The sequence below is a fragment of the Microlunatus elymi genome (assembly GCF_007362775.1).
Lineage (GTDB): Bacteria > Actinomycetota > Actinomycetes > Propionibacteriales > Propionibacteriaceae > Microlunatus > Microlunatus elymi.
Window position 1 is genome coordinate 3698165 of sequence record NZ_CP041692.1, and the last position, 19619, is coordinate 3717783.

General features: G+C 66.5%; 22 protein-coding genes and 1 riboswitch. Of the genes, 5 read left to right on the forward strand and 17 right to left on the reverse strand.

From position 1 onward, the window contains the following. Positions 1-459: 459 nt before the first annotated feature. From FOE78_RS16565 to FOE78_RS16575, 3 genes are all read right to left on the reverse strand, one after another. Positions 460-1848 carry an IS1380 family transposase gene (locus FOE78_RS16565; RefSeq protein ID WP_143985282.1) on the reverse strand — a complete coding sequence of 463 codons (1389 nt, stop codon included), beginning with the start codon at positions 1846-1848 and terminating at the stop codon, positions 460-462. A 120-nt stretch (positions 1849-1968) separates the two neighbouring features. Beyond that, positions 1969-3210, reverse strand: a complete 1242-nt coding sequence (locus tag FOE78_RS16570) for an IS256 family transposase (protein WP_168207653.1) — start codon at positions 3208-3210, stop codon at positions 1969-1971. A 140-nt stretch (positions 3211-3350) separates the two neighbouring features. Continuing rightward, positions 3351-5315 (reverse strand): DUF222 domain-containing protein, encoded by a 1965-nt coding sequence (locus tag FOE78_RS16575; RefSeq protein WP_143987280.1) that lies wholly within the window; start codon positions 5313-5315, stop codon positions 3351-3353. An 84-nt stretch (positions 5316-5399) separates the two neighbouring features. Here FOE78_RS16575 and FOE78_RS16580 point away from each other — a divergent pair, with 84 nt between their 5' ends. Further along, entirely contained in the window at positions 5400-5879 is a 480-nt protein-coding gene (locus FOE78_RS16580; protein ID WP_143987281.1) for an HAD family hydrolase, read from the forward strand. A gap of 46 nt (positions 5880-5925) precedes the next feature. Here the strand turns inward: FOE78_RS16580 and FOE78_RS16585 are convergent, their stop codons facing one another. Genes FOE78_RS16585 through pheS form a run of 5 tightly spaced genes read right to left on the reverse strand, consistent with a single transcriptional unit; the run spans position 5926 to position 11601 of the window. After that, positions 5926-6609 (reverse strand): MBL fold metallo-hydrolase, encoded by a 684-nt coding sequence (locus FOE78_RS16585; protein ID WP_143987282.1) that lies wholly within the window; start codon positions 6607-6609, stop codon positions 5926-5928. 41 nt (positions 6610-6650) lie between these two features. Continuing rightward, on the reverse strand, positions 6651-7202 hold the full coding sequence (locus FOE78_RS16590) for an SRPBCC family protein (protein ID WP_143987283.1): 552 nt from the start codon (positions 7200-7202) through the stop codon (positions 6651-6653). Continuing rightward, positions 7199-7879 carry an ArsR/SmtB family transcription factor gene (locus FOE78_RS16595; protein WP_210414628.1) on the reverse strand — a complete coding sequence of 227 codons (681 nt, stop codon included), beginning with the start codon at positions 7877-7879 and terminating at the stop codon, positions 7199-7201. Before FOE78_RS16595 ends, FOE78_RS16590 begins: the two co-directional genes overlap by 4 nt. Before the next feature lie 33 nt (positions 7880-7912). Continuing rightward, positions 7913-10492 carry a phenylalanine--tRNA ligase subunit beta gene (gene pheT / locus FOE78_RS16600; protein WP_143987284.1) on the reverse strand — a complete coding sequence of 860 codons (2580 nt, stop codon included), beginning with the start codon at positions 10490-10492 and terminating at the stop codon, positions 7913-7915. Beyond that, positions 10489-11601 carry a phenylalanine--tRNA ligase subunit alpha gene (pheS, locus tag FOE78_RS16605; RefSeq protein WP_143987285.1) on the reverse strand — a complete coding sequence of 371 codons (1113 nt, stop codon included), beginning with the start codon at positions 11599-11601 and terminating at the stop codon, positions 10489-10491. Before pheS ends, pheT begins: the two co-directional genes overlap by 4 nt. Positions 11602-11783: 182 nt before the next feature. On the opposite strand from pheS, the gene FOE78_RS16610 reads away from it, so the two are divergent. Genes FOE78_RS16610 through FOE78_RS16620 form a run of 3 tightly spaced genes read left to right on the forward strand, consistent with a single transcriptional unit; the run spans position 11784 to position 13109 of the window. Then, the gene (locus tag FOE78_RS16610) at positions 11784-12386 is read left to right on the forward strand and encodes an SGNH/GDSL hydrolase family protein (RefSeq protein ID WP_143987286.1); all 603 of its coding nucleotides are present in this window, start codon (positions 11784-11786) and stop codon (positions 12384-12386) included. A 28-nt stretch (positions 12387-12414) separates the two neighbouring features. After that, on the forward strand, positions 12415-12678 hold the full coding sequence (locus FOE78_RS16615; RefSeq protein WP_143987287.1) for an antitoxin: 264 nt from the start codon (positions 12415-12417) through the stop codon (positions 12676-12678). Continuing rightward, positions 12675-13109 carry a TA system VapC family ribonuclease toxin gene (locus FOE78_RS16620; protein ID WP_168207556.1) on the forward strand — a complete coding sequence of 145 codons (435 nt, stop codon included), beginning with the start codon at positions 12675-12677 and terminating at the stop codon, positions 13107-13109. Before FOE78_RS16615 ends, FOE78_RS16620 begins: the two co-directional genes overlap by 4 nt. A gap of 20 nt (positions 13110-13129) precedes the next feature. On the opposite strand, the gene FOE78_RS16625 is transcribed toward FOE78_RS16620, so the two are convergent. The 5 genes from FOE78_RS16625 to FOE78_RS16645 form a co-directional block, all read right to left on the reverse strand. Further along, positions 13130-13960 carry a TrmH family RNA methyltransferase gene (locus FOE78_RS16625; protein ID WP_228265861.1) on the reverse strand — a complete coding sequence of 277 codons (831 nt, stop codon included), beginning with the start codon at positions 13958-13960 and terminating at the stop codon, positions 13130-13132. A gap of 16 nt (positions 13961-13976) precedes the next feature. Then, positions 13977-14348: a 50S ribosomal protein L20 gene (gene rplT / locus FOE78_RS16630; protein WP_143987289.1), complete on the reverse strand. Its 372-nt coding sequence runs from the start codon at positions 14346-14348 to the stop codon at positions 13977-13979. 89 nt (positions 14349-14437) lie between these two features. Beyond that, positions 14438-14632, reverse strand: a complete 195-nt coding sequence (rpmI, locus tag FOE78_RS16635; RefSeq protein WP_143987290.1) for a 50S ribosomal protein L35 — start codon at positions 14630-14632, stop codon at positions 14438-14440. Positions 14633-14851: 219 nt separating this feature from the next. Continuing rightward, positions 14852-15601 carry a translation initiation factor IF-3 gene (gene infC, locus FOE78_RS16640; protein WP_266094977.1) on the reverse strand — a complete coding sequence of 250 codons (750 nt, stop codon included), beginning with the start codon at positions 15599-15601 and terminating at the stop codon, positions 14852-14854. 197 nt (positions 15602-15798) lie between these two features. Beyond that, a complete protein-coding gene (locus FOE78_RS16645; RefSeq protein WP_143987291.1) occupies positions 15799-16308 on the reverse strand; it encodes an SseB family protein in 510 nt (169 codons plus the stop codon). Between the two features lie 152 nt (positions 16309-16460). Between FOE78_RS16645 and FOE78_RS16650 the strand changes: the two genes are divergently transcribed. Then, positions 16461-16928 carry a hypothetical protein gene (locus FOE78_RS16650; protein WP_143987292.1) on the forward strand — a complete coding sequence of 156 codons (468 nt, stop codon included), beginning with the start codon at positions 16461-16463 and terminating at the stop codon, positions 16926-16928. 1 nt (position 16929) lies between these two features. Here the strand turns inward: FOE78_RS16650 and FOE78_RS16655 are convergent, their stop codons facing one another. From FOE78_RS16655 to pnuC, 4 genes are all read right to left on the reverse strand, one after another. Then, on the reverse strand, positions 16930-17364 hold the full coding sequence (locus FOE78_RS16655) for a PH domain-containing protein (RefSeq protein WP_143987293.1): 435 nt from the start codon (positions 17362-17364) through the stop codon (positions 16930-16932). 16 nt (positions 17365-17380) lie between these two features. Beyond that, positions 17381-18226 carry an ATP phosphoribosyltransferase gene (gene hisG / locus FOE78_RS16660; protein ID WP_143988868.1) on the reverse strand — a complete coding sequence of 282 codons (846 nt, stop codon included), beginning with the start codon at positions 18224-18226 and terminating at the stop codon, positions 17381-17383. Positions 18227-18290: 64 nt separating this feature from the next. Continuing rightward, on the reverse strand, positions 18291-18563 hold the full coding sequence (locus tag FOE78_RS16665; RefSeq protein ID WP_143987294.1) for a phosphoribosyl-ATP diphosphatase: 273 nt from the start codon (positions 18561-18563) through the stop codon (positions 18291-18293). After that, the gene (gene pnuC / locus FOE78_RS16670) at positions 18560-19282 is read right to left on the reverse strand and encodes a nicotinamide riboside transporter PnuC (protein WP_143987295.1); all 723 of its coding nucleotides are present in this window, start codon (positions 19280-19282) and stop codon (positions 18560-18562) included. The genes FOE78_RS16665 and pnuC overlap by 4 nt, the downstream gene beginning before the upstream one ends. A 97-nt stretch (positions 19283-19379) precedes the next feature. After that, positions 19380-19514: riboswitch (FMN riboswitch) on the reverse strand. Positions 19515-19619: the final 105 nt, after the last annotated feature.

The following is a 19619-nucleotide window of genomic DNA, read 5'->3' on the forward strand; positions in this document are numbered from 1 at the left end:
CTGGTTCGACTTCGGCGGCGGCCGGACATTGTTCGAACGCTGTTCCCACTCCACCTGCGCGAAGGTCACCACGAACTACGCATGCGGGACGACGGTTCTGCCCGACTGCGGGGAGGCACACGATCTTGATCACAGAACGAGGTCCCCGACGTTGATGATCACCGGTCCTCCCCCTGACCGTTCGTGATCACTGGACCAGATCCCTGAGCTTGTCGAAGGGCCAACCCCATGGCCACGCCCTGACGCGTTCTTCGGGCGGGGTCTGTCAAGTTTTCGGTGTAACTGATTTTTGATCTTGTTAGCCTCCCTCTTTCATGCGGTGGGTAGTTGATCATGGTGTCGGTGTGGTTGGTGCGGGGATGTGTTTGGAGTGGGTCGGGGCGCGATGATGTACCGCTTGGCGCTGCGGTGGCGGTTCTCCGGGGTCCTTGGGTTGGCCGGGTGGGGTGGGCCGAGTGGTTAGTCGAAGGCGGCGCGTATTCGGTGGAAGCCGTCGGCGATCTGGGCTGCCCAGCGCCAGGTCTTGTCGATGCGGAGTCGGGTTTGTCGGGCGGTGTGGGTGATCCGGGCGGCGACGTGGAGGACTCGGTAGCGGAACGTGGCGATCTCGCAACGGCCCAGAGAAGTGGAGTCGGCGAAGCCGATCAGTTGGGTCCAGCACACCAGGTCTGCGGCCATCAACACGACCTCCAGCCAGGCGACGTTTTCGTCCCAGCCGCGGCAGGGCAGGTTCCGTAGTCCGGCGGCCTTGGCCTGTCGGATCCGGTCCTCGACGCGGGCATGTTGACGGTGTCGCAGTTCCAGCCCGGCGACCTGGCCGGGCACAACCCCTGGGGCGGTGTCGGTGAGGAACCCGGTCACGCGTAACCCGTCGGCGTCGGCGAAGGTCAGTTGGGCGCCGGGATGGGGTCGTTCCTTCCGCAGGATCAACCGGGTCTGGTCGGGCCAGCCCGACAGGTCGACCGCGCCGGTAACCTCGGCCACCCAGGCACCATCGCGGAAGCTGCCGTCGGCCTCGATGGCCGGATGCCAACACTGCTCGGGAATCACATCGACGATCTGTTGGACACCGAAGTGGATCCCATAGCCCAAAGAGAATCCGACGCCCCGGTCCCGGCAAGCCTGCGCGAAGTCGTGGGTCGAACCGGCCGCATCGGCCCGGGCCAACAGTCGTGGCGAGCCGGGATCTGTGGGCCGCGGCCGGACCCGCTCGGGCAGGCTGGCCAACGCCATGTCCAGCACCACCGCATGATCAGCAGCGGTGTTGGAGCCGGCATTGCCCGGCCGTAACAGCCCGGCCAGAGCTTCTCCGCCCGCGATCTCGGGCCGGTCCAGGAACGCCAACAACGGATGGAACCCGAAGGTCTTCTTCCAGGTCGGCTCGGCTGATTCCTTCTCACTGTGCGCGATCAGCAGCGAGGCATCGAAGTCGATCACCAACTCCTGGTCCAAGTCGGGGCCGCCACCGGCAGCCCAGGCCCGGTCCCGCGCCATCGCCCGAGCCTGACGCACCGCCTCGACATGGTCGGCATCGACCCGGTCCAGCACCCGCCAAGCGGTCGGCATCGAGGCCACCGGCCCGAACAAGTCTTCCCGATCGGCCAGCGTGCCGATCCCCGACACAGCAGTTGCCCCGTCAGCGACTGCGGCTGCCAGGTCGGCCAGCACCCGCCCCGGGGCATGGGTCCACGGTCCCCGATAGGTATCGGCCAACGCGGTGTTCAACGCCGCCACCAGGCCGGTATCGACGGCCAACTCCCGCACCATCTCCAACCCGGCATGAGACACCACACCGGTGCCGTCAGCGCTGACCCTGGGCCGTCTGCCGCGACGCTTGTTACCCTTCACCCTGGAAGTGCCTTCCTACTTGGGATCCTGGACTCTTCGACAAGCCCATTTTCCCTTACAGGACAGGCACTTCCGCCCTTCTCAACCCAGGTGTCGCAACCACCGCATGAAACACCGAGGTTAGTTGCGTCCGGCGGATAGGCGTCCGTCGAAGGTGATGTCGAAGGCGTTGAGTGCTGCCTTCCATCGGTTGGTCCAGCGTTTGCGTCCTCGGCCGGTCGGATCGAGACTCATGATCGCCAGGTACAGGCACTTCAGCGCTGCCTGCTCGGTGGGGAAATGACCGCGGGCATTGACCGCTCGCCGGAGTCGGGCGTTGATCGACTCGATCGCATTCGTCGTGCAGATCACGGTGCGGATTTCGCGGTCGAACTGCAGGAATGGGACGAACTCTGCCCAAGCGTTGGTCCACAGCCGGATGATCGCCGGGTAACGCTTCTCCCACTTGGAGCTGAAGTCGGCGAACCGGTCCAGCGCTTCGGCCTCGGAGGCGGCGGTATACACCGGTTTCAGGTCCTTGGCGACCGACCCCCAGTCCTTCTTCGAGGCGTATTTGAACGAGTTCCGCAGCAGATGCACGATGCAGGTCTGCACGATCGTCTTGTCCCACACCGCCGACACCGCGTCAGGGAGTCCGGTCAGCCCGTCGCAGACCAGCATGCACACATCGTTGGTGCCACGATTCTTGATCTCGGTCAGCACTCGCAGCCAGTACTTGGCACCTTCCCCGTCGCCGTGCTCACCGGCCCACAGGCCGAGCACGTCACGCTCACCGTCGGCGGTGACACCCAGGGCCAGGTAGATCGGCCGGTTGCAGACCTCACCCTCCCGGATCTTGACCTGGATCGCGTCGATGAACAGCACCGCATACACCGGGTCCAACGGACGAGACTGCCAGGCGGCCAGCCCCTCCATCACCCGGTCGGTGATCGTCGAGATCGTCTGTTTCGACACCTCCGCCCCATACACCTCGGCGAGGTGCGCCGAAATCTCCCCGGTCGTGAGTCCCTTCGCCGACAGCGAGATCACTAGGTCCTCCACCCCAGACAGTCGCCGCTGCCGCTTCGCCACGATCGTCGGCTCGAAACTGCCGTCCCGGTCCCGCGGCACCGAAACATCAACCGGCCCGGCTTCGGTCAACAGCGTCTTGGCCCGGTAGCCGTTGCGGGAGTTACCGCCGTCCCGGCCGACCGGATCATGCTTGGCATACCCCAGGTGATCATCCATCTCACCCTCCAGGGCGCCCTCGACGATCATCTTCGTCAGCCGGCCCAGCAAGCCGCCCTGACCGGTCAGCTGCAACCCGTTGGCCCGGGCCCGATCGGTCAGCTCGCGCACCAGCTGCTGATCGCTGGCCGACAGCTCCTGCCCGTCAGCAGCAGCCACATCCCTACTCGTCACGTCAGTCACAGGTGTCTCCTTCGTCTCAGGAGTTACACCGTTAAAATTACAGTCCCGGCCAACCCCATGGCCACGCCCTGACGCGTTCTTGCGGGGCAGGGTTAGGCGGCGGTGGTGTGGGCGCCGTTGGGTTGGGCGGCGTGCCAGACGGCTCGGGCGAAGTGGGTGGTGCCGAGGTCTTGGGTGCCGGCGGCGCTGGTGATCAGTACTTGGCCGTAGCGGGTGAGCCAGACGAGGGTGCCTGGCACGGGTTGTCGGACCGAGATCCGGCCGTGGGTTTTGTATCGGTGTTCGGGCCTTGCGAGGGGTGCGAGTTTGCCGAGGGCGGTTTGGCCGGGTTCGGCCGGGCTGCGGTCGGGCCGCCGCCGGTAGGGGTTGGTGTGGTCCAGATCCGTGGTGCGGCCGATGGTGGTCGAGTAGGGGTAAAGGCTGGCCGGGTTGCGGCAGAACACCGCCTCGCGGAGCCTGGGTGGGACCTCGTAGGCGTCGACGGCGGGGATGGTGTTCAGGTCGAGCACCGGTAGCAGGTTGATCCGGCAGTCGTCCAGCCAGTGTCGGACCTGGTGCAGGCTGGCCGATCCGAGTTCCTCGACCCGGGCGATCGGCGTGGTGTCGTCGGGGTAGTAGTGCACATGCAGCATCGCGGGGGAGACCAGCCGGGCGGGGTCGAGGTGCCGTAACAGTTGCCGGAGTGCTTCTTGCCGGTATTCCTGCCGCAGAAACGGATTCAGCCGATCAGCCGACGGCCCTGAGTGTTCCTGCCGCTGGCCGCAACCATGATCATGTTCACCCGAGGGCTCGGTCGAGTCATGATCACCCGCGGAGCCTGCGGGATCATGTTCATCCGCCGGCCGGGTGGGTTCATGGTCACGTGTGAATCCTGCCGGGTCATGATCAGGTTCAGGTCGGGACTGATCAGACCGGCCCGTGGGATCGGCTGGATCATGATCGCCCGCGGGCTGCGGCTGAGGTTGGCCGCACCCAGGTTCTTCATCCGCGAGATGATCATCGACGAGACCCTGGTCCTGACTCCGCCCGTCGTCAGGCGACTGCCACTGGCCGGGATCGGCCGGGATGTCGTTGTCGAATCCGGGATCGGGCGGTAGCAGGGATTCTTCGACCGGCGGCTCCCGATCGGGGTCGAACGGTGCACCGTCGGGGTCGTTGCACGGGAAGTGGTCGGGTTGGATGTCGTTCCGGTTGGGGTCGTAGCGCAGCGGTGGCTGTTGCAGCTCGGCCAGCGCGTCGAACAGGTCGGGTTGTTCGTGTTCGATCAACAGTTGGGCGGCCCGGACCGGGTTGGTGCCCAGCAGGCTGAACGCGACCGCACGCCACTCGTCTCGGGTTTTGGCGTCGCGGGTCGGTACTCCGGCCATCCGGCAGCGATCGGCGCCGGCGAGGATGTCGGCGACCCGGTCGACCATCGCGTCCAGCCGGATCGCCTCGGCGGCATCCAACCGGGCATACACCGCCTTGATGCCGTGCTCTCCTGCCTGACCGACCCGAACAAACCTCGACCGCCGCCCCTCGGCGATCAACTTCGCGATCCGTTCCCCGTCCACCCGCAGCATCGCCGCATCCAGGAGATGTTCCAGTCGCCGGCGGCCGACCGCGATCAGGTCCCCGGACAGCATCCGATCCACCGCGCCGGCCTGCCCCGGCGACAGGTCGCGGCAGCTGCGGGCGATCAACCGGACCGCCCAGTCGGCCACCAGGCCGCGGCGGACCAGTGCCCAGATCCGGGTGAAGCGCTGGCGCAGGTCGGTCGCGTCGGCGATCAGGCTGCGGGCCTGCCCGATGCTGGCCTGGATCAGCGGCGCCAACTCCGCCGGAGCGAACTCGCCCACCAGCGGAGTGCCGGCGGCGCCGAAACACATTGCGCGTTCACCGACCAGCCGGCCCGCCCCGGCCGAGGCAGGTAGCAGGCCTACCGGTGGGTGCAGGTCGGCCCAATGGGCGGCCAGCAGCAACTGCTCACAACCGACCCGGAGTTTCTCCCGGGCAACGAAGCCGAACGCCTCGGCCGTACCGGCCAGGTCCAGCCCCGCCACCTCGGATTCGAACATGTCATTGATTCTAAAGAAGCCCACCGACAATCCTTCTCCAGCGACCACTGACGAACCGTTCGACCAAGAAATGCCCAGGCTCGTTTGGCCGGTGTTGACGAACGGACCATCAACCGGCAGCGCAAGGTCCGCGATGCCTACTATCAGGCGTACTTACGAACCGAAGCCATCGAGATCGCCGGCGTGGACGACGTCCTTGCCGAGTTGTCGCACTACGTCCGGATGGCGATCGTGACGACGGCGAAACGGGCCGACTTCGTGCTGATCCACCAAGAGCGCCAGATCACGCCGTACATGGAGTTCGTCCTCGTCCGGGAGGACTACACGCTTGCCAAGCCTGACCCAGAACCTTATCTGACCGGGTTGCAGCGGTTCGGAGCGACCAAGGAGGCAGCCTTGGTGGTCGAGGACTCATCCAGGGGGCTGAGATCGGCTGTCGCTGCCGGCATTGACTGCGCCATCGTCCACAACGACTTCACCCGCTCGCAGGACTTCTCCCGGGCCCGCCACCGGATCAAGTCGCTTGCTGAGCTGAAAGACCTCGTCCTCGACGCTGCCACCTGACATTCCGATGGGATCCGTCGCGACTGCCCGGTCAACGCCGAACCCTTCAGTCCGTCGACCGATCTCGGCCATCTCGCGCTTCAGCCGGGCGGTGGTCTTCGGCATGCGCGGCGCGGGGTCGCCACGGCTCGTGCACGTGTGCGAGCCAAACCTGCTCAGGATCCAGCGCGCGGATTCGCCGTTGCGCTTCGACCCGCGGCTCGTCCAACTCACCGAACCACACTGCCGTGTCGCCACAGATGACGACGGGACGTCCTCCGGTCTCGACCACAACGAGCTGTGAACCGGGCGTATGACCCGGCGCCGGGACGAGCCGGATGCCGGGCAGCAACTCGAGTTCTCCGTCCACCGGCACGTACTGCAGGTCAGGAGCGTCGACCCACTCGCGAATCGTGTAGTCATCCTCCCTGCGGGCGTCGTCGAGCTCCCGACGTTGAACGTAGATCGGCCGCCCGGCGAAGAGGTGGTTGCCGCCGCAATGATCGGCGTGAAGGTGGGTGTTGACGACGATGTCGATGCCAGCGACGTCGAAGTCCTGTTCGTTCAAGGGAAAGAGGCGGGGGTTGAAGGCGGCCACCACTGCCGGGTGCAACTCGGTCATGCCGGTGTCGACCAGAACCCGACCGTCGGGGTGGTCGATGACGTGCACGCATACGGGCATTACCTCGCCCTCGACGAGCAGCTCAGCAACGACGATGGGCGTGACGGTGATGGCGAAGTCGGGGTTCATCGGCCCGATGCTCGGCTCTTGACGTGCGAATCGCGCGGTTGTCATTGATGAGTTCCTTCCTTGGCCCGTGCGGCGTTGAGATACCCGACGAGGTTGTCGAGCCACGGCGCTTGCTCATCGGGGCCGAACGGGACGCTGCCCCAGCCCGCCACCATTTCGGAGAAGTATTCGTTCTCCCAGTCCGCTCCGCTCCCGTACGAGCTCGTGACGACGCGGAGGATGCAGCTGCCACCCGACGCTGACTCGATCAAGAACTCGGTAGCAACCGGTGAGATCGACGCCAGTTCCTCGTCGGTGACCTCGTGTCCTGCGGTGTCGGCCACCCACTCGCGCATCTCGTCGGTCATCGGCCACGGCTCTTCATACGCGAAACGCTGATTCGGGTTGTACGCGGTGATGACACCGGTCGATCGGAACCCGTGGTCGAACACGACCTCGCCACCGATCTGGGCGTCCAGCCGGGTTGGCACCATCCACGCCGAGATTCCGTCGGCGGTTGCGATGGCGTCCCACACCTCCTCCGGAGAGGCGGCCAGCGCTCGCGTGCGCTCGGCTCGGTGTTCGACGCGACCGCGCCGGTCGGGATTGGTCACGAGTCCTCCTTGGGCTTGGGGTACGACGAGACGGTGAGACGGTGGAGTCGTCCGTCATCGTGGTGATATTTCGCGACCAACTCGGCGAGGGCCGTCTGCAGTTCGGCCGCGAACGCAGCGCGATCCTCGGGAGACTTCAACCCGATCACCGTGTCGACGGTCAGGGTCGGCACCCGCGTCCCAGTCGCCACCTTGCTGGCGGCCGACCCCGCTTCGGACATCGTCCGAGCGCTCACGGCTACCAGATACGCAGCCGAGAGCCGATCAGCGATCTCGTTCGGATCAGCGACTCTTCCTTCAAGCAGGTCGGGGGCGACGACGAGATGTCGCGCCGAGCGCTGCACGTAGCGTTCGGTGATACCGCCCCAGGTGCGTTCGCCGGCCGGCTCGACCAATCCATGCGCCTCCAGGGCCTTCAGGTGATAGTTCACCTTCTGCCGAGTCAGCCCGACTGTCGCCGCAACCGATGCTGCTGATCCCGGTTCAGTCAGAGCATCCAGGATCGAGGTCCGAATCGGATCGAGCGCTACCTCGACCGCGACGGCGTCATTGAGTACCTGAATATCGTCCACGGCTCGACGATAGGTCTTGACAGGAAAACTTGTCAATGCCGTCCGACGGTGCCTCGATCTTGGGTCTGAGCCATCGCTGAAGCCGAGTACGACGGCGGTCACCATTCCGACGCCGTACCCGGGGACGAGTCGGGGCCCCTACTCGACGCGTTGTACGGCGCCGGTGGCGGCGGCTGCCGCGTCCACTCCTGCCTGCCGGGCCTGGGCCACCTCGGCATCGGTCAGGGTGCGGTCGGCGGCACGGAAGCGCAGCGCATAGGCCAGCGACTTCTTGCCCTCCCCAATTTGATCACCGGTGTAGACGTCGAACAGCCGGATCTCCTCCAGCAGTTCGCCGGCACCGGATCGCACGGCGTCCTGAACGTCCGCGGCGGGCACGTCGTGATCGACGATCAGAGCCAGGTCCTGTTTGACCACCGGATGGGTGGAGATCGCCGCCACGTCACCGATCTCGGGCGCCGAGCTGACCAGCAGATCAAGATCGATTTCGGTTGCGCAGGTGCGTTGCGGCAGACCGAAGTCCTTGATCACGGTCGGGTGCAGTTCACCCGCGAAGCCGATCTCGGTCCGGGTCCCGTCCTGTGCAACCGCGATAATCGCCGCGCATCGGCCCGGGTGCCACGGCGACTGCTGGGCCTGCTCGGTGATCACCGTGGCACCGGCGGCGCGGGCGGCGATCTCGGCGACGGCAACGGCGTGCCGCCAGGTCACCGGCTCGGCCGGTCCGGTCCAGCCCGCCGGCCGGACCACGCCGGTCAGCACGGCACCGAGATGCCGTGGCTGATCACCGATCGCCCGGTCCATCGCCGCCAGCTCGTCGTCGGTCGGCCGGTGCTCGACCCCGGGACGCGGCGCGATCCCGGATCCCTGCGGAGCAAGGAAAACCGGACCGATCTCGTACAGCGCAAGATCGTCGATGCTGCGGCTGGTGTTGCGGCTCACGGCCGCGAACAGCTCCGGCAGCAACGTGGTCCGCAGCTCTGCCTGTTCCTCCGACAGCGGATTGGCCATCCGCAGCGTCCGCCGCCGATCGTCACCGGCCGGGATCTGAAGTTGATCAAGGACCGCGGCACCCATGAACGGGAAGGTCTGCACCTCGACGTGTCCGGTGTCGGCCAATGCCCCGCTGATCAACCGCCGCAGCCGTTGCCGCCGGGTCAGACCGCGACCGGCCGGCGGGATCGGGATCACCGGCTCGACCCGCTCGTAGCCGTAGATCCGGCCGACCTCCTCGACATAGTCGTACGGGTCGGTCAGGTCCGGCCGCCAGCTCGGCGGGGTCAGGGTCAGCGTGTCACCATGATCATCAACGAGGACGCCGACCTGCTGCAGCGCGGCCACGACCGTTTCATGATCGATCTCGGCGCCCATGATCCGACCAGGAAGTTGATCTTCGATCTGCACCGGGATCCGGACGGGCGCCGCACCGGCGATGGTCTCGTCGGCGGACAAGGTTCCACCGCCGAGAGCGATCAACAACTCGGCCACCCGATGCGCAGCGGCGTAGGCCGCACCCGGATCGACGCCGCGCTCGAAGCGACGGGACGCCTCCGAGGACAGCTTGTGCCGGCGCGAGGTCCTGGCGATGGTGATCGCGTCGAAGTTGGCGGCCTCGATCACCACCCGGCGGGTGTTCGCGTCCACCTCGGTCTCGGCGCCGCCCATCACGCCCGCCAGGCCGATCGGCCCGCGGTCGTCGGTGATCAACAGATCCTCCGGATCCAGTTCACGGGTGACGTCGTCGAGAGTGATCAACTTCTCCCCCGGTTCGGCGTTGCGGACCACGATGCCGCCCTGCAACTTGTCCGCATCGTAAGCGTGCAACGGCTGTCCGGTCTCCAACATCACGTAGTTGGTGACGTCGACGGCCAGCGAGATCGACCGCATCCCGGCCTGCTGCACCCGGCGCTTCAGCCAGCGCGGACTCGGCCTGGTCGGATCAAGATCATCAACCGTCAGTGCGACGAACAACGGGCAGTTGTCGGAATTGATCTTGACCGGGTAGCCGGAGCCGGAATCCGGTCCTTCGACAGGCTCAGGGGCCTTGGCGACCGGGTCGGTGAAGGAAACATCGAAGGTCAAGGCGGCCTCCCGGGCGATGCCGCGTACCGACCAGCAGTAGCCGCGGTCCGGGGTCACGGCGATGTCCAGCACGTGCTCGCGCAGGTAGATCGCCGGGTCGGCGTCCATGCCGATTTCCAGGGCCGCGGACTCGGCCGACGTCTGACCGGCGACCAGCGGGCCGGCCGCGTCAGGGGTGAGCACCATGATGCCGGCATGATCATCTCCGAGCCCGAGTTCGCGCTCGGAGCAGATCATCCCGTCGCTGACATGGCCGTACGTCTTGCGAGAGGCGATCTTGAAACCGCCGGGCAGTTCGGCACCGGGCAGCGCCACCACCACAAGATCACCGACGGCGAAGTTCCTTGCCCCACAGATGATTCCGCGACCGGGCGCGTCGAAGTCGGTCGGCGTACCGCCCTCATTGTGTGCACCGACGTCGACCCGGCACCAACGGACGGTCTTGCCGTTGGAGTGGGTCTCCTCGCTGAACTCGGCGACACGGCCGATCACCAGCGGCCCGGTGACGTCGGAGCCGACCGCGTCGACGGTCTCGACCTCCAGGCCGACCCGGATCAGCGCGTCCGAGATCTCCTTGCCAGTAACACTCTCCGGCACTGCGGCGTACTCACGCAGCCAGCTCAACGGAACCCTCATCGTGCACCTCCGACCAGCGACCGGCTGAACCGGACGTCACCCTGCACGGTGTCGCGCAGGTCCGACAGGTTGTTGCGGAACATCAGCGTCCGATCGACGCCCATCCCGAAGGCGAAGCCGGTGTAGACCGACGAGTCCACGCCGCAGGCCTCCAGCACCCTCGGATTGACCACGCCACAACCACCCCATTCGATCCAGCCCTCGCTCTTGCACGTCCGGCACGGGTGCTCCGGATCGCCGACCGAGGTGCCGTGACAGACGAAACATTGAAGATCAACTTCGGCCGACGGCTCGGTGAACGGGAAGTACGACGGCCGCCAGCGCAAGATCATCTCCTCGCCGAACAGCCTGCGGGCGAACTGCTCCAGGGTGCCGCGCAGGTGGCCGAAGGTCAGCCGCTTGTCGACCGCAAGGCCCTCGATCTGGTTGAACACCGGCAGATGCGTGGCGTCGTACTCGTCGGCCCGATAGACCCGGCCGGGGCACACCACGTACACCGGCAGCTCACGATCCAGCAGCGACCGCGCCTGCACCGGCGAGGTGTGGGTTCGCAGCACCCGATTGCTCTGCGGCGGATCGATGAACAGGGTGTCCTGCATGGTCCGCGCCGGGTGATCGGGGATGAAGTTCAGGGCGTCGAAGTTCAGCCACTCGGCCTCCAGCTCGGGACCCTCGGCGATCTCCCAGCCCATTGCCACGAAGATGTCGCTCATCAGGTCGGTCACGCCGGAGATCGGATGGATCGCGCCCTGGCCGACCAGGTCGGTGGGAAGCGTCACGTCCACCTGTTCGGAGGCCAATTGGCGTTCCAGTTCGGCCGCGGAGATGTCCGCCTCGCGCGCCTTCAGGGCCTGATTGACCCGGCCGCGGGCCTGCCCCATCCGCTTGCCGACCTCACGCTTGGCCTCCGGCGGCAGTGCACCGATCTCCCGGTTGGCCAGCGCCAGCGGCGAGCGATCGCCGGAGTGCGCGATCCGGGCCTGCTTGAGCTCGGCGACCGTGGTCGCCTCGGCAAACGCCTGCAGCGCTTCGGCAACCATGGCCTCGACACTCTCGGCGCTCAGCGTCGCGACCTGGACAGGGTCGTAGCTCTTGTTCGGCCCGGACATCGGACTCCTTCATCGGTCAAATGGGTGGCGTGCACGCTCCATCCGAAGGCGCCGCGCCCGCACAGTCTAGAAAGGTGGGCGGTGCCGCAGCCAATCGGTTGCCGACCAGGAGGCGTCCTCATCGCGAGAAGGTGCGCAACCCACGCGACCGCTCAGCGCCGGAACCATCATGATGGTCAACCATGACTTCGATCCAGCCCGGAAACACCGTGATCTTCTTCGGCGACAGCATTACCGACGCCGGCCGCCGCGACGACCCCGACCAACTCGGCAACGGCTACGTCCGGCTGCTCGCTGCCGAGTTGGCCGACGCCCGCGTGCTCAACGCCGGCATCGGCGGCAACCGGGTCGTCGACCTGCAGCAGCGGCTGGACGACGACGTGCTCGCGGCCGGACCCGATCTGGTGTCGATCATGATCGGCATCAACGACACCTGGCGGCGTTTCGACCGTGACGATCCCACCAGCACCGAGGCGTACGAGGCCGGTTACCGCGACGTGCTCACCCGGATCCGTACGGCCGGCGCGTCCGCGATCCTGCTGGAACCGTTCGTGCTGCCGGTCACCGAGGAGCAGGCCACCGCCTGGCGGGAGGATCTGGATCCGCGGATCGAGGCGGTGCATCGGCTGGGAGCAGAATTCGATGCGCCAGTGGTGCCGCTGGACGTCGAGCTGAACAAGCTCGCCGCCGAGACCGGGTCTGCGGCACTGGCCGCCGACGGTGTGCACCCGACCGAGCGCGGCCACGCCGAGATCGCCCGGCTCTGGCTGGACGCCGTACGATGATGCGTTGACAGCAGCTTGGCGCGATAGCATGAGCATCATGAGGACGACGGTGACGCTCGATCCGCGCTCGGAGCGGCTCATTCGGCGCGCGATGGAACGTGGCGGTCAGAGCTTCAAGACCGTGCTGAACGAAGCCATCCAACGAGGTCTCGAGGCGGGCGAGACCGAGGAGCCGTTCACCGTGCAGCCGCGCCCCATGGGGTTGCGCACCGGTATTGATCCTGGTCGCCTCAACTCTTTGGCCGACAAATTGGAAACCGAAGCCTTCGTCGAGCAGAGCAGCCGCACGTGATCATCCCCGATGCCAACCTGCTGTTGTACGCGTACGACCTGGAGTCGCCCTTTCACGAATCGTCGAAACAGTGGTGGGAAAACACCTTGTCGGGCACGGACCGCGTCGGGCTGACCCATCCGGTGATTTTTGCGTTCCTGCGGATCGCGACCAGCTCTCGCGTCTACCGTGATCCGATGTCGGTGGCGGACGCGGCGAGCTCGATCCGGAGCTGGACATCGCGAAACGTGACCGAGATTCTGCGACCCGGCCCGGAGCATCACGAAACGGTCGTCGAGCTTCTCATCGGTGCCGGCAGCAGCGGCGCAAACCTGGTGACCGATGCGCAGATCGCCGCTCTCGCGTTGGAGCACGGCGGTGTCGTCCATACGGCAGACACCGATTTCGGCCGGTTCCCCAAGCTGAGGACGGCGTACCCGCTGAAGCAATAACCGTCGACCGACAGCAGGTTTCAGACGCGCTGGGCGAACGCGGAGGCGTAGAGGCAGACGGCGGCGGCGGTGCTGAGGTTCAGGCTCTCGGCGCGGCCGTAGATCGGTACGGCGACAGCCCGGTCGGCCAGCCCGAGTTGATCTTGGTCCAGCCCGTGCGCCTCGTTGCCCATCAGCCACACGGTGGGGCGAGCAAGCTCACCGGCGCGGGAGAGTTGATCAAGGTCGGCGTCTCCCCCGCCGGCCGCGGCCAGCACCTGGAGCCCACCGTCGCGGCACCGCGACAACGCGTCCGGCAGGTCCGCGTCGACCACGATCGGCAGGTGGAACAGGCTGCCGGTGGTCGCTCGTACGGTCTTGGGGTTGTAGAGATCGACCGAGGCGTGGGACAGGATCACCGCGTCCGCACCGGCCGCATCCGCACACCGGATCACCGTCCCGGCGTTGCCCGGGTCGCGGATCTCGGCGCAACAGACGATCAATCGCGACCCACCGGCCAGCGCCGATTCCAGCGGCACGTCCACCGTACGACAAAGCGCCACGATCCCTTGCGGGGTTGACGAATCGGTGAGTGCAGCAAGATCGGCGTCGCTGACCCCGACGCCCGGCACCGACGGATCGACCGCACCGTCGATCAGTTCCGGATGCCGAGCCGCGGCCCGATCCGTACACAAGATCAACTCCGCGGCACCGGCGACCAGCGCCTCCCGTACGGCCTGCGGACCCTCGGCCAGGAACCTGCCCCGAGCGAGCCGTTCCTTGCGCCGCAACAAACGCCGAGCCGACCGCAACTGCCCCTGCGATGCGGGTGGCAGTGCGGTCGGCTCGGCGTTGTTCGAAATGTTGTTCAAGATCAGGACAACAGCATCAGGCCGCGGCAGCGGTGTTGCTGTTCTCCTTGGCCACCTTGACCAGCGCGGCGAACGCGGCCTGATCGGTGACGGCCAGATCGGCCAGGATCTTGCGGTCGACCTCGACGCCGGCGGTACGCAAACCGGCGATGAAGCGGTTGTAGGTCATCCCCTCGGCGCGGACGGCAGCGTTGATCCGCTGGATCCACAGCTTGCGGAATTCACCCTTCCGGGCGCGACGATCCCGGTAGGAGTAGGTGAAGGAGTGGGTGACCTGCTCCTTGGCCTTGCGGTACAGCCGGGAGCGCTGACCCCGGTAGCCGGAGGCCTGTTCGAGGACCTCGCGACGCTTCTTGTGCGCGTTGACGGAACGCTTCACGCGTGCCATGACATTTCTCCTTTTGGTTCTAGCTCAGGGGTACTGCTGGAGGGTCCGGGTGCAGCGATCCGACCGAGCGCTTCCACCCGTGGCACGCCCTACTTGCGGAGCAGCTTCTTGATCTTCTTGGCATCGCCGCCCTCGAGGGTGCCGAAGGCGTCCACGCGGCGCAGCCGCTTGCTGGGCTTGTGCTCGTTCAGGTGGGTCTTGCCCGCCTTGCGGTGCACGACCTTGCCCGAGCCCGTCGTCCGGAAGCGCTTCTTCGCACCGGAGTGCGTCTTCATCTTCGGCATGGCGATGCCGCTCCTTACCTCATCGGACCTTCCGGCCCTGAACCTGTCGAACTCACCCGCCCCGCCCGGGGCGAAGTTCGTTCCTCTTCTTCGCTCTCGCGTTCTCGTTGAGTCGGGTCGGCCGCCTCGACGTCGCTGTTCGAGGCGCAACCCTGCACCGGCGCTGACGGCTGACTCAGGTCCTCAGCGTTGTGTTGTTGAACCGTGCTGGCTGGAAGCTCAGATCTGGTCGGGGTCGAACCCGGCCAGCGTCTCCTTCTTCCGAGTGGTCGGTTTGACCCGCTCCTCCTCGGCCAATTCGTCGGTCGCGGCGCCGGACTTGGCGGCCGGACCACGCTCGGCCTTCAGGGCGGACCGGTTCTTGTGCGGCCCGAGCACCATCAGCATGTTGCGGCCGTCCTGTTTCGGCGAGGACTCGATGAAACCGAATTCCTCGACGTCGGTGGCCAACCGCTGCAGCAGGTTGTAGCCCAGCTCCGGACGGGACTGCTCCCGGCCCCGGAACATGATGGTGATCTTGACCTTGTCGCCTTCCTTCAGGAACCGGACCACGTGACCCTTCTTGGTCTCGTAGTCGTGCGCGTCGATCTTGGGACGAAGCTTCATCTCCTTGATCACCGTGTTGGTCTGGTTCCGCCGGGACTCACGGGCCTTCTGCGCGTTCTCGTACTTGAACTTGCCGTAGTCCATGAGTTTGGCGACCGGCGGCCGCGCCATCGGCGCGACCTCGACCAGATCGAGTTCGGCTTCGCGGGCCAGCCGCAGCGCGTCCTCGATCCGGACAATCCCGACCTGCTCGCCGGCAGGTCCTACCAGGCGAACTTCGGGGATGCGAATGCGTTCATTGATTCGCGGTTCGGTGCTGATTGCTCCTCCAGAATGTCGAATGACAGATGTCGGTTCGTTCGGTGCCGACCGATCCCGTGCCCGCAGCGAAAGGGCCCGAACATGACGAAAGGGCCCACGCATGCGCGAAGACCCTTTGGCGACAGACAACGCATCATCGATGCTGACTCGACGAGTCAGCTTTGCTGAACCGTTGTCCGGACCAACCCGCCAACTGTCGAAACCGACGCCGTACGGGTGGGAGATCGGGTCTCCGCTTGCGGATTCGATGACGGATCACCGAATCGGTCGCAGCGAGTGTAACACCGATCGCTTGGTCTTCATTCCTCCGCAATCGCCCAGCCGAACTGGCCCCCGCCGACCTCGACCAGCCGGTGACGGGCGGCCAGTTGGTCCAGGATCTCGCCGTCCAGCGCCAATGGGTGCGGTCCGTCGACGTCGACCAGCAACGCCGCCGCCCCTTCCTGTTTGGCCGAGGCGGCCGCGACATCCAGGGTGACCGGCACCGGCCGGGCCTCGGCGTTCCAAGCGGTGAGCGAGTCCATGCCGGTGAATCCGACCATCGCGCGCGTGCCGTCGGCGGCCTGCAACAGCACCACCGCCATCTCGGCCTCCTTGTCGGTCGCCAGCCCGGCGACCGTCTCTCCTTGTACGGCGGTGGTCGCCACGACCGGCACCAGCAGCCGTACGGTGCACAGTTCGACGATCGCTCGGAGATAGTCGGTCAGCTCACCGGACGACGCGGCCGCCAGCCGGGCCCGGGCTCGGGGATCGGCCTGACCGTCGTCGCCGGGAAACGGTGTGTCGGCCAGGGTTCGCTGATGGGTCATCGCCGGCCACCCTATGTGATGCCCTGCACGGTGCCGGCACGGTGGTATGGCGGCGTCCGACGAGGGTCGTACGCGCCCGGCGCAGCTTTGAGGGCCACCTCGGGGCTGTCACTGATCGGCCTCCGCTTTGTCCCTGTGGCAGCCTGGACCCCATGCCTCAAGCTGACACCGTGCTCCTGCCGATCTGTGTGGCCATTGCCCTGATCGGTGTGATTCTGGCCGGCCTCGCCTGGCGGCGTGGCAACAAGGGCAGGGTGCTGCAGGCAGCCGCCCTGGTCATCATTCCGTTCGGCCTCTACCTGACCGGATTCCTCCGGGTGATCTGGGACTTCGTCGTCGAGATCGTGCGCTGGGCGTTCCGACTGGTGTTCTCACCGACGCTCTGGATCGGGTTCGCGCTGATCGCCTTCTGTGTCGCCCTGTTCGTGGTGGGCCTGGTGATCAGTCGGCTTTCCGGTGACACCAAGGCCAAGCGGAACGATCGCGGGCCGAAGAAGTCGGTGAAGCCCGCAGGCTCCGGCGGCAAGGCGGTGACCACCGCCCGCAGCAATCCGGCCGCCGACGAGGATCCCGAGATGGCGGAGATCGAGGCGTTGCTCAAGTCCCGCGGCATCGACTGATTCAGGAAGGGCTCTGGGCTCGGGCGTGCAGTTCACGTAACGCGGTCACCGCGCGCACCGATCGGTCACCGTCGGTGCGCTGGATGCCCAGCACCAGCTGACGATGCGGATCGTCGGGGTCTCCGACCAGCAGCGTCGGCCACGGATCGCCCTGCCGGTAGATCACCGCATGCACCTGACGCCAGGCCAGTCGATGGGTACGGATCCCGTTCCGCACGGTGACGACCTCGGCGTCGGCGCGGACCACACTCAGGGCGACCATCGCGATCACCGCGATGATCGCGGCCAGGAACACCAGCAGGGTGAGGATCTGGAACACGGTGAACTGGTCGCGCAGGTGCTGCGGCAGCGCGAACCAGCCCAGCACGGCGACGGCCAGCAGCGCGGCAGCGAAGGCGCCGCCGACGATCCGCAGTTTGCGCGGGTAGCAGACCATGATCGACTTCGCCGGCTCAGAGCCTGCTGGCGGCGATGTCGGTGACCAGGATGGCCCGGGCGCCCGCCTCCCACAGATCGTCCATCACCTGCTGGGCCTGCTTGCGCCGGACCATCGCGCGGACCGCGAACCAGCCCTGGCGAGCCAGCGGCGAGACCGTCGGAGCCTCGAAGCCCGGGGTCAGTTCGCAGGCCTGGTCGAGATGATCTTGGTCGACGTCGTAGTCCATCATCACGTACGTCCGGGCGATCAGCACGCCGTTCAGGCGTCGTACGAGGTTGTCGAAGCCATCGGGCACGTTCCGGCCGGCGGGCTTGATCAAGATCGCCTCGGAGGTCAGGATCGGATCGCCGAACACCTCCAGCCCGGCCTGCCGCAACGTGGTCCCCGTGGAGACCACGTCGGCGATCACGTCCGCGACGCCGAGCCGGATGGCGACCTCGACCGCACCGTCCAGATGGATCAGCCGCGGTTTGATCCCGCGCGCGGCCAGGTGCCCCTCGACCAGACCCGGATAGGACGTGGCCAGCCGAACGCCGTCGAGCTGATCCTCGGTCAGGCCACTGCCGGCCGGGGCCGCGAACCGGAACCGGCTGCGGGCGAATCCGAGCCCGAGCACCTCGTCGGCCGCCGCCCCGGACTCGATCAGCATATCGCGGCCGGTGATGCCGGCGTCCACGGTGCCCTCGCCGACGTAGGTGGCGATGTCGTTGGGCCGCAGGTAGAAGAACTCGAAGCAGTTCTGGTCGTCGAGATGGACCAACTGCTTGGAGTCCGAACGCTGGCTGTAGCCGGCTTCACGCAGGATGCCGGCGGCACCTTCGGACAGGGAGCCCTTGTTGGGCACGGCGATCCGCAGCAGCGGGCGGTCGGAGGTCACGAGTGAATCCTTTGAGCTGGTGGCAACGGGGCGGGGCCGATCGGGTCTACAGGTGTCGGTAGACGTCGGTCAGGTCCAGGTCCAGCGCCAGCATCATCACCTGCAGATGGTAGAGCAGCTGACTGATCTCCTCGGCCGCCGCCGCCTTGGGTTCGTGCTCGGCCGCCATCCACACCTCGGCGGCCTCCTCGACGATCTTCTTGCCGATCTCGTGCACCCCGGCGTCCAGCCGGGCCACGGTGCCCGAGCCGGGCTCACGCAGCCGAGCCTTCTCGGACAGCTCGGCGAACAGGTCGTCGAAGGTCTTGGTCGTCGTCACGCCGACAGCGTAGTGCCGGCCGACTTGCGGTCCTCAACGCCTGCCGGTGGCTGGGACGACGGAGGCTGCTGCTGGCGCTGGATCTTCCACCAGGACACGAAACCGGCGACCACCACGGCCGCGTAGACGATGTACATGATCGCCGACGGATAGAGCTGGGCCTTGAACAACAGCGGTACGCCCACCGCGTCGACCGCGATCCAGATCAGCCAGAACTCCGTCCAGCCGCGAGCCATCCCGTACGTGGCCAGGATCGAGCCGGTCAGGATCCAGGCGTCACTGGCCGGACCCCACGAATTCAGCGCCTTCAGGGCGAAGTAGAAGATCACCCACAGCACCACCGCACCGATGATCAACTGCAGGCGTTCCCATCTGCTGGCCCAGCGGGGCTGCACGGCCACGCCCTCGCCGCCGTGTGCGTGCCGGAACCGATACCACTTCACCCAGCCGTAGACGCTGACGATCAGGAAGAACACCTGGCGTCCGGCCTGCCCCCACAGGTTCAGGTCCTGCGGGGTGTTGAAGGTGGCGCCGAGGAAGACGGTGAACAGGATGATGTTGCCGACGATGCCGATCGGCCACGCGGCGACCTTGCGATACATGCCGAGCAGCGCGCTGGCCACGCCGAAGCCGTTGCCGATGATCTCCCGCCACAGGATGCCCGGGCCGATGTTGATCTTGGCATTCACCAACTGCGTCAGCAGTTCGGAGAGGTTCACGTCCGCTTCCTTCCGGTCCGCTCGCACGCGGACCGGGGTACGAGGTCGGCTCGTACGCGGTCCGTGGCGCCCGGCGGCGCCACGACGTACGGCAGACCCGCGGTTCCTCCCATCCGGACTTTCACCGTCGGTCGTGGAATTTCACCACATCAACCGAACCCGATCGCTCGATCGGATCCGGGTCGCGGACTGTCACCGCCGGTTCGGAATTACACCGACCCCGGAACCACGCGCGAGTCACAAACTCGTCGCCTCATTGTGCACCAACGGCGCACACACTCCACCAACCGTCTCGCCCGCGCCCCTATTCCCACCGACTTGTCAGTCGCCGGTTTGG

Bases quoted from the DNA above. Each gene is read 5' to 3' on its own strand.
- FOE78_RS16610 (WP_143987286.1), top strand. From the start codon at position 11,784: ATGACTTCGATCCAGCCCGGAAACACCGTGATCTTCTTCGGCGACAGC.
- FOE78_RS16655 (WP_143987293.1), bottom strand. From the start codon at position 17,364: ATGGTCTGCTACCCGCGCAAACTGCGGATCGTCGGCGGCGCCTTCGCT.
- rpmI (WP_143987290.1), bottom strand. From the start codon at position 14,632: ATGCCGAAGATGAAGACGCACTCCGGTGCGAAGAAGCGCTTCCGGACG.
- FOE78_RS16575 (WP_143987280.1), bottom strand. From the start codon at position 5,315: ATGTTCGAATCCGAGGTGGCGGGGCTGGACCTGGCCGGTACGGCCGAG.
- pheT (WP_143987284.1), bottom strand. From the start codon at position 10,492: ATGAGGGTTCCGTTGAGCTGGCTGCGTGAGTACGCCGCAGTGCCGGAG.
- FOE78_RS16585 (WP_143987282.1), bottom strand. From the start codon at position 6,609: ATGAACCCCGACTTCGCCATCACCGTCACGCCCATCGTCGTTGCTGAG.
- rplT (WP_143987289.1), bottom strand. From the start codon at position 14,348: ATGGCACGCGTGAAGCGTTCCGTCAACGCGCACAAGAAGCGTCGCGAG.
- pheS (WP_143987285.1), bottom strand. From the start codon at position 11,601: ATGTCCGGGCCGAACAAGAGCTACGACCCTGTCCAGGTCGCGACGCTG.
- FOE78_RS16650 (WP_143987292.1), top strand. From the start codon at position 16,461: ATGCCTCAAGCTGACACCGTGCTCCTGCCGATCTGTGTGGCCATTGCC.
- FOE78_RS16615 (WP_143987287.1), top strand. From the start codon at position 12,415: ATGAGCATCATGAGGACGACGGTGACGCTCGATCCGCGCTCGGAGCGG.
- FOE78_RS16595 (WP_210414628.1), bottom strand. From the start codon at position 7,879: ATGGTGACCGCCGTCGTACTCGGCTTCAGCGATGGCTCAGACCCAAGA.
- FOE78_RS16645 (WP_143987291.1), bottom strand. From the start codon at position 16,308: ATGACCCATCAGCGAACCCTGGCCGACACACCGTTTCCCGGCGACGAC.
- infC (WP_266094977.1), bottom strand. From the start codon at position 15,601: ATGCGTGGGCCCTTTCGTCATGTTCGGGCCCTTTCGCTGCGGGCACGG.